General features: G+C 72.1%; 12 protein-coding genes. 7 read left to right on the top strand and 5 right to left on the bottom strand.

Features of this window, described 5'->3' with window-relative positions:
• The first annotated feature begins 329 nt into the window (after positions 1–329).
• The gene (locus OG928_RS03545; RefSeq protein ID WP_406279042.1) at positions 330–1,766 is read left to right on the top strand and encodes an MFS transporter; all 1,437 of its coding nucleotides are present in this window, start codon (positions 330–332) and stop codon (positions 1,764–1,766) included.
• A gap of 66 nt (positions 1,767–1,832) precedes the next feature.
• On the opposite strand, the gene OG928_RS03540 is transcribed toward OG928_RS03545, so the two are convergent.
• Positions 1,833–2,831 (bottom strand): GlxA family transcriptional regulator, encoded by a 999-nt coding sequence (locus tag OG928_RS03540; RefSeq protein WP_406279039.1) that lies wholly within the window; start codon positions 2,829–2,831, stop codon positions 1,833–1,835.
• Between the two features lie 143 nt (positions 2,832–2,974).
• Between OG928_RS03540 and OG928_RS03535 the strand changes: the two genes are divergently transcribed.
• From OG928_RS03535 to OG928_RS03525, 3 genes are all read left to right on the top strand, one after another.
• Positions 2,975–3,823, top strand: a complete 849-nt coding sequence (locus OG928_RS03535; RefSeq protein ID WP_406279036.1) for a S1 family peptidase — start codon at positions 2,975–2,977, stop codon at positions 3,821–3,823.
• A 183-nt stretch (positions 3,824–4,006) separates the two neighbouring features.
• Positions 4,007–5,002 (top strand): GlxA family transcriptional regulator, encoded by a 996-nt coding sequence (locus tag OG928_RS03530; RefSeq protein ID WP_406279033.1) that lies wholly within the window; start codon positions 4,007–4,009, stop codon positions 5,000–5,002.
• A gap of 250 nt (positions 5,003–5,252) precedes the next feature.
• On the top strand, positions 5,253–5,936 hold the full coding sequence (locus OG928_RS03525) for a L,D-transpeptidase family protein (RefSeq protein WP_406279030.1): 684 nt from the start codon (positions 5,253–5,255) through the stop codon (positions 5,934–5,936).
• Between the two features lie 16 nt (positions 5,937–5,952).
• On the opposite strand, the gene OG928_RS03520 is transcribed toward OG928_RS03525, so the two are convergent.
• From OG928_RS03520 to murJ, 3 genes are all read right to left on the bottom strand, one after another.
• On the bottom strand, positions 5,953–6,819 hold the full coding sequence (locus OG928_RS03520; RefSeq protein ID WP_406279027.1) for a hypothetical protein: 867 nt from the start codon (positions 6,817–6,819) through the stop codon (positions 5,953–5,955).
• The gene (locus OG928_RS03515) at positions 6,809–7,423 is read right to left on the bottom strand and encodes a sigma-70 family RNA polymerase sigma factor (RefSeq protein WP_406279024.1); all 615 of its coding nucleotides are present in this window, start codon (positions 7,421–7,423) and stop codon (positions 6,809–6,811) included. Before OG928_RS03515 ends, OG928_RS03520 begins: the two co-directional genes overlap by 11 nt.
• Positions 7,424–7,687: 264 nt before the next feature.
• Positions 7,688–9,556 (bottom strand): murein biosynthesis integral membrane protein MurJ, encoded by a 1,869-nt coding sequence (gene murJ, locus OG928_RS03510; RefSeq protein WP_406279021.1) that lies wholly within the window; start codon positions 9,554–9,556, stop codon positions 7,688–7,690.
• A gap of 99 nt (positions 9,557–9,655) precedes the next feature.
• Between murJ and OG928_RS03505 the strand changes: the two genes are divergently transcribed.
• Positions 9,656–10,363: a TetR/AcrR family transcriptional regulator gene (locus OG928_RS03505; protein WP_406279018.1), complete on the top strand. Its 708-nt coding sequence runs from the start codon at positions 9,656–9,658 to the stop codon at positions 10,361–10,363.
• Between the two features lie 159 nt (positions 10,364–10,522).
• The gene (locus OG928_RS03500; RefSeq protein WP_406279015.1) at positions 10,523–10,771 is read left to right on the top strand and encodes a hypothetical protein; all 249 of its coding nucleotides are present in this window, start codon (positions 10,523–10,525) and stop codon (positions 10,769–10,771) included.
• Between the two features lie 29 nt (positions 10,772–10,800).
• On the opposite strand, the gene OG928_RS03495 is transcribed toward OG928_RS03500, so the two are convergent.
• Complete coding sequence (locus OG928_RS03495; protein WP_406279012.1) at positions 10,801–11,148, bottom strand: DoxX family protein; 348 nt, start codon at positions 11,146–11,148, stop codon at positions 10,801–10,803.
• A gap of 377 nt (positions 11,149–11,525) precedes the next feature.
• On the opposite strand from OG928_RS03495, the gene OG928_RS03490 reads away from it, so the two are divergent.
• Entirely contained in the window at positions 11,526–12,374 is an 849-nt protein-coding gene (locus tag OG928_RS03490) for a helix-turn-helix domain-containing protein (RefSeq protein ID WP_406279009.1), read from the top strand.
• The last annotated feature ends 20 nt before the right edge of the window (positions 12,375–12,394 follow it).

Here is a 12,394-nt window from a genome sequence, read left to right as displayed (position 1 = left end):
GATCCCCCTCCTTGACGTACGTACAACGTACGTGTTCGACTGATGCTGTTCACGTACAGAGTACGTCAACGCCTGTCCCGGCGGCCTTCACCGGGCTTCCTCGGCGTGTTCGGACGGATCGGACGGGCTCCGACCTCGCTCGATACCCATCACCATCCCCGTCCGTCATTTCGTGTCGATCTCAACCCCCTCGCGTCCGCGTGACCTCGTGTCCGCACGCCCGCATCACAAGGAGCTTCGATGGCCACCGTCGACCTGTTCACACCGATATCGATCGCGCCGCGCGCCGGCACCCGGCTCGGCGACCGCGTCGGCGCGGGGGAGGCGGCATGACCACGATCGCGAACCCGGCGGCCGAGCGGGCGAGTTCGTCCCGCGCGACGCGGATGTTGCTCGTCGTGGTGCTGACCGTGCAATTCACCGTGGCGCTCGACATGTCGGTGGTCAATGTCGCCCTGCCCGACATCGGCGCAGACCTCGGGTTCAGCGCCGAGGGGCTGCCGTGGGTGGTGAACGCGTACGCGCTGACCTTCGGCGGGCTGATGATGCTCGGCGGCCGGATCGGGGACATCGTCGGCCGCCGCCGGACGCTCGTCGCCGGTCTGACGGTGTTCGGCCTGGCCGGCCTGTTCGGCGGCTTCGCGCCCACGCCCGGCGCGTTGATCGCCGCCCGCGCGGTGCAGGGGATCGGCGCCGCCGCGCTCGCGCCGGTGGCGTTCGCGCTGATCACGGTGACGTTCCCGGCCGGGCCCGCGCGATCGCGGGCACTGGGGCTGTGGGGCGCGACGGCCGCCGCCGGCGGTGCGTTCGGGGTCCTGATCGGCGGGCTGCTCACGCAGTCGGTGGGTTGGGAAGCGGTGATGCTGATCAACGTGCCGATCGTGGTGTTCGCGCTGTTGGTGGCGCGGCGGCTGCCGGCCGACCAGCCCGCGGCCGGCAGTGCGCCGGGGCTCGACCTGGCCGGGGCGCTGCTGGTCACCACGGGCGCCACGGCGTTGGTCCTGGGTGTGGTGCGGGCCGAGCGGCAGGGCTGGGGTTCCGGCACGACGCTCGGCACGCTCGCGGTGGCGGCGGCGCTGCTCGTGGCCTTCGTACTGGTCGAACTGCGGACGGCCGAACCGCTGTTGCGGATGCGGCTGCTGACGCATCGTCCGGTGCTCGGCGCGAACCTGTTCATGATGCTGTTGTTCTCCGGCCAGTTCGCCGCGTTCTACTTCACGTCGCTGTACCTCCAGCAGGTGCTCGGGTACGGACCGGCCGCCGCCGGGGTGGCGTTCCTGCCGTTCTCGATCGGGATCGCGATCGGCTCGGTGATCGCGACGAAGACCGTCGCGCGGGTGGGCCTCGGTCCGCTGCTCGCGCTGGGCGGGGCGCTCACGGCGGTCGGCTTCGGGTGGTTCGGGCTCGCGTTCGACGCCGACGGTACGTTCTTGCGCTCGATCCTGGGCCCGTCGATGGTCGCGAGCATCGGCGCCGGTCTGTGCTTCGTTCCGCTGGGCACCGCCGCGATGTCCGGCGTGGCGCCGCACGAGGCCGGCATGGCGGGCGGGCTGATCAACAGCTCGCGGCAGATCGGCGGTTCGATCGGTCTGGCCGGCCTGGTCACGCTGTCCGCGTCGGTGATCGCGGACGACGGCGGCGATCGGGCGCACGCGCTCGCGCACGGATACGCGGTGGCGATCGGCGCGGCGGGCGGCCTGCTCGCGGTGGCGGCGGTGCTCGCGCTGCTGTTGGTGCCGGCCGGGCCGCGGGCGGGGGGCGGCTGAACGACCGGGGTCGTTACGGCCCGGCTTCCGCCGGTGCCGTGGCCGGGAATCGGTGAATGTTCCCGGTCACGGCACCGGATCCGACCCGGTGAAGGTGGCGACGAGTGAACGGAAGGCCGTGCGGTAGGTGCTGGGGTTGGTGCCCGTCAAGCGCTGGAAGTGACCGCGCAGGTTGGCGGGTGTGCCGAGGCCGGTCTGTGCCGCGATGCGCTCCACGGGGTCATCGGTGCGTTCGAGGAGTCGTTGTGCCCGCTGGATACGCGTGCGGAGCAGGTACTGGAGCGGGGTGAGGCCGGTCTCGGCGCGGAAGCGGCGGGTCAGGTTGCGGACGCCGAGTCCCGCGTGGGCGGCGATGTCGGTGAGAGTCAGCGGATGGTGGAGGTTGGCCTCCATCCACCGTGTGGTCGGTTCGATGCTGCTGCCGGGCGGGGTGACGGCGTTGTACAGCGCGTTCGTCGCCGCATCGAACGCGGGGTCGTCGGCCTGGGCGTGAAGCTGCATGAACAGCTGCCGCTCGGTTTCGATGGCCACGGGCTCGCCGTGGTCCAGAGTGATCAGATGGAGGCAGAGATCGATGCCGCCGAAGACACCGGCGGCGCTGTGGCAGGGGCCGTCCGCGACGACCGCACCCTCGGGGTCGACCTCGATAAGAGGGTGGAGACGGGCGAGTTCTTCCGTGTTCCGGCGGCTGGTGGCGGCGCGGCGGCCGTCGAGGAGACCGGTGGCCGCGAGCGTGAACGTCCCGGTGCCGACGGCGCCGATGCGGCTTCCGCGCGCGGCGGCGGCGCGGAGGGCGTCGACGATTTCGGGCGGAGGTTCGTCGCGGAAGCCCTCGTGTCCCGGCAGTAGCACCGTGTCGGCGTCGTCGAGTCCCTCCAGACCCCAGGGGGTCTCGACGCGGAAGGAACCGGGACCGCCCGTCCCCTTGAACCCCGGGGCGGTGCAGATCCGCAGGTCGTAGGCGACTGGGGGGTGATGCCGCGCGGCGGTGGCGAAGGCGAACCCGGGCGCGGTGAGCTGGTGCCCGGGGACCCCGTCGAGGGCGAGGACAGCGATCACTGACATGTCCGGAATCTAGCCGAGGATGACATTGTGGCGGCTTTTTCCGGCCGGCCCCGGTGCAGAGGATGGCAGTGGTCAGGGACGGAGGCGCGGGAAGAGCGCCCGGCCCGTACACCGCCGTACCACAGCTCTCGAAAGGTCGTCACATGCGCAACGCGAACTCCCGGCCGGCCCCCGAAGCCCAGCCCCCGCGCAGGCGCCGCCTGCTCGCGAAAGCGGTCGCCGTGGTCGGCGCGGCGGCCGTCCTGGGCACCACGGCGATGGTCGGCAGCGCCGGAGCCATCGTCAACGGGAAGGACTCGACCGAGCCTTATCCGTTCATGGCGACGCTTCCCCAGAAGGCGGCAGGAGTCGACGCCCAGTGCGGGGCGACGCTGATCGATCGGCAGTGGGTGCTCACCGCGGGGCACTGTGTCGATCCCGAGTTGCCGATCGTCCTGGAGGGCAAGGTGCGGATCGGCAGCCCGAACCGCACCACGGGTGGCACGGTCCGGGGCATCGACAGGATCGTGACCCACCCGGGCTACAAGCTGGGTGGTGAGGACGGCGGACCCAACGTGAACGACCTCGCGCTGATCCGCCTGGACCGCCCGGTCTCCCAGAAGCCCATCAAGATCGCCAAGAACGCGGGACCGGCCGGTACGCCCACCCGGATTCTCGGCTTCGGCACCATCGTCGACGGGCCGCTCGACGATGCGGTGTTCCCCGATCGGCTCCAGCAGTTGAACACCCGCGTGGGCACCGATGCCGAGTGCTTCGGCCGCGCCGGAGCGACCCGGCTGTGCACGGTCAGCCCGAAGCCGGGAGCCATGGCGTGCTTCGGGGACTCCGGCGGCCCGCAGCTTCAGCGGGCGAAGAACGGCCGCTGGGAACTCATCGGGGCGACCTCGGGGGACGGCGACTGGAAGCCGGAGTGCTCGACCGGCCCGGGGCTCTACAGCAATGTGCCCGCGTACGCGGAGTGGATCCGGAAGACGATCCGCGAGAACAGCTGACCTGAGGGCGGGGGTCGCCCCCGCCTCCGCGCCGGCGGCCCCCGTCCCGGGCCGCCGGCGCTCGGGTTCGGGCCCACCGTTGCGCGGGCCGGGGCCCGGGCTCCGGCCCGCCGTTGCCGGCACAGGAGCCGGCGCCGATGCGGCCGCGGCGAGCCTTTCCGGTCAGGGCACTAGATTCGAGCCATGTCAGTGATCGCCGTCCTCGCCCTCGACGGGGTCCCGGGGCATCAGCTCACCACCCCCGGCCTGGTGTTCGGGACCGCCTGCCGCGATCACCACGACGTGAGGTACGAGATCAGGCTCTGTGCGGCGCCCGGCCTGCGGGCGACCGGCGCCCCGGCCCCGCTCCGCGTCGGCACGCCTTTGGGCCTGGAGGGCCTCGCGGACGCGGACATCGTGCTGGTCCTCGGCCACCGCGGCTATCGTGACGAGCCGCCGGCGGGTGTTCTCGCCGCGCTCCGTGCGGCGGCGGACCGCGGGAGCCGGATCGCCGCCGTCGGCACCGGGACGTTCACCCTCGCGGCCACCGGGCTCCTCGACGGGCGGCGCGCCACGACCGGCCGGCGCCACGCCGAGGAACTGGCGAGACTCCATCCCCGCATCGACGTCGAGCCGCTCGGCACCGCGGTCGAGGACGGGCCGTTCCTCACGGCCGCGGGCGTCTTCGGGGGCATGGACGTCTGCCTGCACATCCTGGGCCGTGATCACGGTCGCCGGGTGGCCGACGAGACGGGCCGGGAACTCGTCACGCCGCTGCACCTCTACGCGGACGACGTGCGGGAGACCATCGACCGGGAGATCACGGAAAGCGTCGGCCTCGAACCGACCCTGCGGTGGATCGAGACCCGCCTCCATCTCCCCCTCACCCTCTCCGACATCGCCAACCACGCGCAGACCAGCATCAGCAGTCTCACCCGCCGTTTTCGTGCCCACACCGGCCTGAGCCCGCTTCAATACCTGCTCCGCGCACGCCTCCAAGAGGCGCAACGTCTGCTGAAGGAGACGGACATCCCCATCGAGCGCGTAGCGGCCCGCACGGGGTTCACCTCACCGGCCGCCCTGCGCCTCCACTTCCGCACCCTCACCGGCACCAGCCCTCGCGCCTACCGCCGAGCGCACCACGCCTCGGGCGGGCAGCGCGGCGGCCGCGACAACGGCGGGGAGCCGGGCCGTCCGTGAGCGAGGGCCGATCGCACGGGTGATCACCCGGGTCTTGCCTTGGTCCTTGCTTTGGTCTTTGCCTTCGCCCTCGCCTTTGCTCTGCCGGACGGGGTTCCTTCGGCGCCGGAGTTCGCGGGCGGCGACATGCCTCGCCGATGCGGTCGAATCGCCCGGTTGGTTTACGGCTTCGATGACCCTGCGTCAGAATGACGGATCGTACAAGGTGTCACATCCGTCAGTGACCAGTCGAACGAGCCAAGGGGAACCGATGAGCATATTCACCCGCGTGGGCCTACGAGCGGGCGTGGTCGCCGCCGTCACCGGTGTCGTCGTGCCGTTGACCGTCGTCCTGGCCGCGCCCGCAAGTGCCGCCGGTTCGGCCTGCAATGCCGGGACCGGGCCGTACCAGCGTCAAGTGGAGAAGGCGCTCGGGCTCAAGGTCGACGGCCGGCAGTCCGCCGCCGACTGCCGGACGATCCGCGCGTTCCAGGCCGAGAACGGCGTCCGTCCCGCCGCCGGGTACGCCGGCCCCATCACGTACCGCGCCCTCCAACGCAAGGCGGCCGGCACGGACGGCACATGTCCGACCGACGTCGGCCGGATCGCGTGCGTGGACCTCGGCCGACAGGTCAGCTGGATCCAGGACGGCGCGAAGACGGTCTACGGCCCGGTCGCCATCCGTTCGGGCCGTGACGGCTACGAGACGCGGACCGGCCTGCACAAGGTCTATTGGCGTGCGCAGAACCACCGGTCGACGATCTACGACGTCGAGATGCCCTACAGCCAATTCTTCGACGGCGGCATCGCGTTCCACTCGATCACCGGCGCGATCACGGCCCCGCCCGGATCGCACGGTTGCGTCAACATGCAACCGGGCGACGCCAAGGCGTACTGGGGCCTGCTGCGTACCGGCGACGAGGTGTACGTGTACGGCCGCAAGCCCGGGACGTGACCGGCCGAGGGCCGGCTCAGGGCGAGTCGGAAGGCCCCCGCGACGCGGACACTCGGGTGTGCTCGTAGCCGTCCAGGCCGGGGTGCTCGGCGAGGAAGTCGAGGAGTCGCACGAAGCGCGCGTCCACGACGGCGGCGAGCAGGGCGTCGGGGGCGATCGGCGGCGCGATCTGGTGGTCGCCGACGGAGGGGAAGCGCACCGTCACGTACATGTCCCGGTACAGGAAGTTGGCTTCCGGGGTATTCGGGCCCCCAGGCGGTTGGGATTCGGACCGGGCGACAAGGGCGGTGGCGCCGCCGGGAAGTGCCGCTTGTACGCAGTTCCGATCGGCGGAACGCAGGCGGTTGTACGCGGCGCACGACTCGTAGTCGGGAATGACGCTCCCCTGGAGCGGCAGCGCGGAGATCCTGATCGCGTAGCGCCCTTGCGGCGTGTCGATCCGGTAGGTCGCGAACAGGTCGTCGGCGACGCTGGTCCGACCGGCCAAGGGCAGTACCTCGCCCAGGACTTCGGCCGCGCGATGCTCGAACGACCGGCGCAGTGCGCGCTGTTCGTCGCTCTGTCGGGGCGGCTTCGAGTCGTCGCCGGCCGACATGTGGACCGTGGGGTACCACTTGGTCGGTGGCGCGAGCGGCGAGTCGGACGGCCATGCGGCGGGGCTGAGTTCGTGCGTGCGCGCGGCGTCGTCGCCGATCCGCGTCGCCGCCCAGCCGGCGAGGACGAGCACGACGATGGCGGCCGCGACGCCGAGGATCGTGGTGCGCACGCGGGCCGCCTTGCGGGCGCGCCGGCCGGCCCGGAGCGCCAACAGCGTTGTGGCGGTGTCCGGTTCCTCGTCGTGGACCAGGTCGTCCAGCAGCGCGTGGACGTGTTCATGCTCCATGCCTGTACTCCTCCCATACGTGCTCGGGCAGCAGTTCGCGCAGCCGTACCAGCGCACGCGAATTCAGACTCTTGACCGTTCCGGTGGAACAGCCCAGGTGTGCGGCGGTGTCCTCGACACTCAGGTCCACCCAGTGCCGGAGGGCCACGACGGCGCGGCTGCGCGGCGGCAGTTGCGCGAGCGCGTCGAGGAGCGCGAGCCGCACCTCGGGGTGGTCGGGGGCTCGGGGCGCGTCCATCAGCAGGTGCAGGTCCCGCTCGCGGCGGAATCGGCGCTGCTCGGCGAAGAAGGCCCGAAGCAGGATGGTGCGGGCGTAGGCGTCCAGGTCGGCGACCTGGGTGGCCCGGCGCCAGTAGCGGTACATCTGGGCGAGCGTCGTCTGGGTCAGGTCCTGCGCGCTCTCCCGCCTGCCCGACAGCAGAAAGGCGAGGCGGTAGAGGCCGCGTTGGCTGCGTTCGGCGTAGTCGACGAACTCCCGCTCGGCATCGGTCGGGCCTTTGGTCTCATCCTTGGTCTCGTCCTTGGTCCCAGCCTTGCTTCCGGCTTTGGCGGAGGCTTCGGCCCGGACCTCGGTGTCGGCCGATTTACTGTCGTCTCTGTGCATCCGTCCCCCGCTCTCGACCTACACCCGTTACGAGTCGGGACGCGTCGGATCGGTTGACCGGGGCCGAAGAAATCTTGGTGGGCCCTCCCGCCCATGCCTGCGGCTTCTTTCGTCGCGCGTTCGGCGTCCGGATCAGCTACGACCGGCGAGCCCGCCGGCAAGAAGCGGACCTCCCGCCGGCCGCGAAGGCTGCGGCGGCGGTGGATTCGGTCTCAGTCCGCGTAGGGGCGCTCGTGCTCGTGGCGGCGTGACGCCGTACTCGCCCTACCAACCCAATCGGGTTCGGGCCGTGCCGACCGCCGCCGTGACCTCGTGGATGCGCAGCGCCCGGCCGAGCCCGACGAACGCCGCCGCCATGACCGCCCCGCCCAGGGCGAGTTGGAGCGCGGCCAGGTCGGCCCCGTCGAGTGCGGCGGTCAGCGGCCGGGTCGCGGCCAGGCCCGCCGCGCCCGCCACCGCGCCGGCGATGATCAGCCGGCCGTACGTCCGGGCGGTGATTCGGCCCCGGGCACCCTTGATCCGGCGGCGCAGCCGGTGCGCGGTCACCGCGAGGCCGACGGTGTAGGCCAGCGTGTACGCGACCGCCATGCCCACCACCGCCCACCGGGCCGGCAGCACAAGATAGGCCAGGCCGGACAGTCCGGCGTTCACGGCGGCGATCCACACGGCGGCGAGGAACGGTGTCCGGGTGTCCTCCATCGCGTAGAAGCCGCGCAGCAGCACGTACTGCGCGGAGAACGGGATCAGGCCGAGCGAGAACCCCGCCAGCACCTGGGCCATCACGGTGACGTCGGCGTGGCCCGTGCCGCCGTGTCGGAACAACAGCTCGGTGAGCTGCGGCCCGAAGCACAACAGCGCGAACGCCGCCGGCACGATCGCCACGCCGGACACGCGCAGGCTCCGCGAGAGCTGTTCGCGCAGGTCGTGGGGGCGGTGGTCGGAGACGGCCCGGCACATCCTCGGGAACAGCGCGGTCACCAGGGACACGGTGATCACCGATTGCGGCAGTATCCACAGTGTCTGCGCGTTCCCGTACGGCGTGTACCCGGACCCGCCGCTCGCGCCGGCCCGCTCCGCAGCCGCGCCCGCGGCCACCGACAGATTGACCACGACGGTGAACCCGATCTGGTTGACCAGGGCGAACAGGAGCGTCCAGCGCGCGAGTCGGGCGTCCTGGCGCAGCCCGCTGCCGCGCCAGTCGAACCTGGGCCGCAGGCGCAGGCCCGTCGCCCGCAGGTAGGGGAACAGGCAGGCCGCCTGGACCACGATGCCCAGCGTGGTGCCGATCCCGAGCAGTCGGGTCTGCTCCGCCGACAGGCCCTGCGCGCCGCCGTCCCTGGTGAACGCGATGAACAGGGCGAACGTGGCGATGACCACGACGTTGTTGAGCACCGGCGTCCACATCATCGAGCCGAACCGGCCGCGGGCGTTGAGGATCTGCCCGACGACGGTGAACACGCCGTAGAAGAAGATCTGCGGCAGGCAGTAGCGCGCGAACGTCACCGCCGACTCGTAGCCCTGTCCCGAGGTGCCGGTGGGCAGTTGCCCGCCGGTCAGTCGGATGAGCAGCGGCGCGGCGAACATCGCGACCACGGTGACCGTGCCGAGGACCAGCACGGTCAGGGTCAGCAGGCGGTTCGCGTAGGCCTCGCCCTCGCGCTCGTCGCGCATCGCGCGGATCATCCGCGGCACGAACACGGCGTTGAGCGCGCCGCCGGCGAGCAGCGTGAACAGCATGTTGGGGATGGTGTTGGCCACGTTGTACGCGTCCGCCGCGCCGGCGGTGCCCAGTGCCGCGACGATCAGCACCGTACGGAGCATGCCGGTGGCGCGGGACAGGATGGTGCCGGCCGCCATCATCAGGCCGGCGCCGGCCACGCCGCCGGCGGGGCCGCGCTTGCGGCGATGCCGGCCCGGGAGCCGGGCGGGGCCGACCGCGGGGCGCGGTCGGGACGGCGTCTCGGGACCGCGAGGGTCGCGGGCGGCGGTGGGGGTGCCGAAGGCGCCAAGGGTGCCAGGGGTGCCGGAGGTCCCGGACATGCCGGGTCCGTCGAGGACGCCCAGCGCGTCGAGCCTGGCCAACAGCACCGTCTCCGCGTCGGGGTCGCTGCCCCCAGGGGTCCGCTCGGTCATCGCCGCTCACCCACCCTTGTCCGTCGACCCCCTTCCGGGACGGTAGCCAGAGTTACGATAGAACGCAACCGTATCGTCGTGTCGCAGTAGGATCGCCGCATGCCCCCCGCCCCGAGATCCGCGCCCCGCCGAGCCCCCGCCGGAGCCGCAGTCCTGCGCGAGGACGTCACCGCGGCGATCCGCGGCGCGGTGTTCGAGGAGTTGGCCGCGGTCGGGTACGGGCGGATGTCGATCGAGGCGGTCGCGCGCCGGGCCGGCGTCGGCAAGACGGCGGTCTACCGTCGCTGGCCGGCCAAGCTCGACATGGTCGTCGACCTGATCCTGGCGGTCGCGGTACAGGACCTCCCCGCCCCGGACACCGGGACCCTGCGCGGCGATCTGCGGCTGCTGCTCGGCATGGCCGCGCGCGCCCTGCTGCACCCGCTGGCGTCGCAGATCATCCCCGACCTGCTGGCCGAGGCGGCCCGCAACCCGGAGATCACCCGCAAGCTCGACACCGTTCTGCACGGCACCCAGCGCCGGCTCGGCACCACCGTGCTCCTGGCCGCCGGCGAGCGCGGCGAACTCCCCCCGGACACCGACGTCGAGCCTGCCCTCGACCTCATCATCGGCCCGCTCTACTGGCGCTTGGCCGTGACCCGAACGCCGCTGACCGACGACTATCTCGACCGCCTCACCACGACCACGGTCGCGGCCCTGCGCGCGGCGGTCGAGATACCGGACGAGGCAGCAGACGAGGCAGCAAAGGAAGCACCGACCCAAGCACCGGCCGCATCAACGACCCCGACCGCACCGACCGGCGACTGACCGCATCGACTGACCGCCGCCATCGACCGGCGACTCGCGCCCGGGCGCTCGGCGAGCGCCGAAGGCGCCGGTGTCGGGCCCGAACGACGTGCCGCCCGCCCCGATGCGCGCCCTGTGCGCCGGCTGCCGAAGACGATGCGGTGCTGCCACCGTGAACCCATGGACCGCCCGAACGTTCGCATCGTCATCGACGACAGTCCGCTGCGCCCGCACATCGACGCCGCGGTGCTGTCCGTCGTGGACGAGGCGACTCGGGCGCACTACGAGCATGCGGTCGAGGACGCGCTCGAACGCGCCGCCGCCGCATGGCAGTCCCGCGACTTCGTCACCTTCCGCCGCCAACTCGCCGTGCTCGCCGACGCCGTCACCGACATCCAACGGCTGCCGGTGAGACGTCACGACCACTGAGCGGAGCACCGCGACGGCGGCCCACGGCGTCATGCCGACGCCACCCGCAGGACCAGGGCCGCGACCGCGGCGAGGCAGATCACCGTCGGCACGGCGATGGCGTGGTTGTGCGCGCGGAGGTGGGTGACGACGGCGCCGATGAAGTACAGGATCAGGCCGACCGCGGCGGCGATCCCCAACGCGGGTACGACCAGGCCGGCGACCAGGCCGACGACGCCGGCCGCCTTGGCCGCGGCGAGGCCCGGGAACCAGCCGACGGGGACGCCCAGTTCGGCCATCTCGGTGACGATCTGTGCGTTGCGGGTGAAGGTCAGTACCGCGGAGGCGGTGAGCACTGCGGCGAGCAGGCCGCCCACGACGATGTACGCGATGAACATGCGATTCCTCGGTGTGGCGAACGGGAGTTCGTACGAGAGTTCGAAATGGGGGTCGGCAGGGAGTTCGAGAGGGGTTCGGCGGGGAGTTCGACAGGAGATTCGGAAGAAGGTTCGAAAGAAAGCTCCCGAGAAGGCCCGGGCGGCACTCGGAGACGGGCCTTCCTGGCGTTCGGAAGCCGACCCGAAAGTGGTCTCCGAAGCGCGTGTCGAGGCGAGTGCCGAAGCGAACTGGCGCGGCACTGGCAAGCCCCCGGTCCCATGGCGGCCGAGTGCGTGCCTCCACCGTCGTCGTTCGTCCGCGACCGAGGAAGGCCGCGCCCAGACGGGCACTGCCAGGGCTACGATCGCGCGCCCTCGCTCGGCCTAGACTGCGAGCCGTGAGCGAGAACGAACTGGGTACCTACCTCCGCGCCCGTCGCGAGGCGGTCAAGCCCGCCGACGTCGGGCTGCCCGACGTCGCCCGACGGCGTACTCCGGGCCTGCGCCGGTCCGAGTTGGCGACCCTCGCGGGGGTCAGCGTCGAGTACCTGGCGCGCCTCGAACAGGGGCGGGACCGCCGCCCGTCCGGCCAGGTCCTCGCGGCGCTCGCCGACGCGCTCCGGCTGTCCGCGGACGAGCGCGTCCACGTGCGCCACCTCGCCAAGACGGCCGCAGGCGACATGTTCCCCTGCACCGCCGGCGCCCCGCCGGCGCGTTCGGTACGGCCCACCGTGCGCGCGCTGCTCGACCGGCTCGAACCGGCGCCGGCGCTGCTGGTCAACCGGCTCGGCGACGTACTCGCCTGCACCAACGGCTACGAACGGCTCGCGGGCCCGCTCGGGATCCTGGACCACGACGAGCCCAACCTCCCGCGCTACGTGTTCACCGACCCCCGGGCCCGCGCGGCCTACCCCGACTGGGAGCGCATAGCCGACGAACACGCCGCGGTCCTGCGGATGGCGTCCTCCTTCTCGGACCCGTACGTCCTCGACTTCCTCGACGGCCTGGCCGTCTCCGCCGGGACCCCCTTCACCACCCGCCTCGCCGCCCCCTCCGCCCCACCCCGCCGGGTCGGTGTCGAACGCCTGGTCCATCCCGAGGCGGGCGAGCTGCGCCTGGAGCGCGAGATCCTCGACCTGGCCGACGCCGACCAGAGCCTGCTGGTCTACCTCCCGGTCGACGAGGCCACCTCCGCCGCCCTCGACCACCTGACGGGCCGGCACCCGGGAGCGCTGCGCGCGGTCTGACGCCGAGCGGCGCGAACGGC

Origin of the sequence: Embleya sp. NBC_00896, from assembly GCF_045207785.1 — a bacterium.
In the GTDB taxonomy this organism is placed as follows: domain Bacteria; phylum Actinomycetota; class Actinomycetes; order Streptomycetales; family Streptomycetaceae; genus Embleya.
Note: the sequence above shows the minus strand (reverse complement) of the source record. Positions and strands in the feature narration are given on the sequence as shown.

Excerpts from the sequence above, each read along its gene's own strand:
- OG928_RS03545 (WP_406279042.1), top strand. The coding sequence starts at position 330 with ATGACCACGATCGCGAACCCGGCGGCCGAGCGGGCGAGTTCGTCCCGC.
- OG928_RS03540 (WP_406279039.1), bottom strand. The coding sequence starts at position 2,831 with ATGTCAGTGATCGCTGTCCTCGCCCTCGACGGGGTCCCCGGGCACCAG.
- OG928_RS03535 (WP_406279036.1), top strand. The coding sequence starts at position 2,975 with ATGCGCAACGCGAACTCCCGGCCGGCCCCCGAAGCCCAGCCCCCGCGC.
- OG928_RS03530 (WP_406279033.1), top strand. The coding sequence starts at position 4,007 with ATGTCAGTGATCGCCGTCCTCGCCCTCGACGGGGTCCCGGGGCATCAG.
- OG928_RS03525 (WP_406279030.1), top strand. The coding sequence starts at position 5,253 with ATGAGCATATTCACCCGCGTGGGCCTACGAGCGGGCGTGGTCGCCGCC.
- OG928_RS03520 (WP_406279027.1), bottom strand. The coding sequence starts at position 6,819 with ATGGAGCATGAACACGTCCACGCGCTGCTGGACGACCTGGTCCACGAC.
- OG928_RS03515 (WP_406279024.1), bottom strand. The coding sequence starts at position 7,423 with ATGCACAGAGACGACAGTAAATCGGCCGACACCGAGGTCCGGGCCGAA.
- murJ (WP_406279021.1), bottom strand. The coding sequence starts at position 9,556 with ATGACCGAGCGGACCCCTGGGGGCAGCGACCCCGACGCGGAGACGGTG.
- OG928_RS03505 (WP_406279018.1), top strand. The coding sequence starts at position 9,656 with ATGCCCCCCGCCCCGAGATCCGCGCCCCGCCGAGCCCCCGCCGGAGCC.
- OG928_RS03500 (WP_406279015.1), top strand. The coding sequence starts at position 10,523 with ATGGACCGCCCGAACGTTCGCATCGTCATCGACGACAGTCCGCTGCGC.
- OG928_RS03495 (WP_406279012.1), bottom strand. The coding sequence starts at position 11,148 with ATGTTCATCGCGTACATCGTCGTGGGCGGCCTGCTCGCCGCAGTGCTC.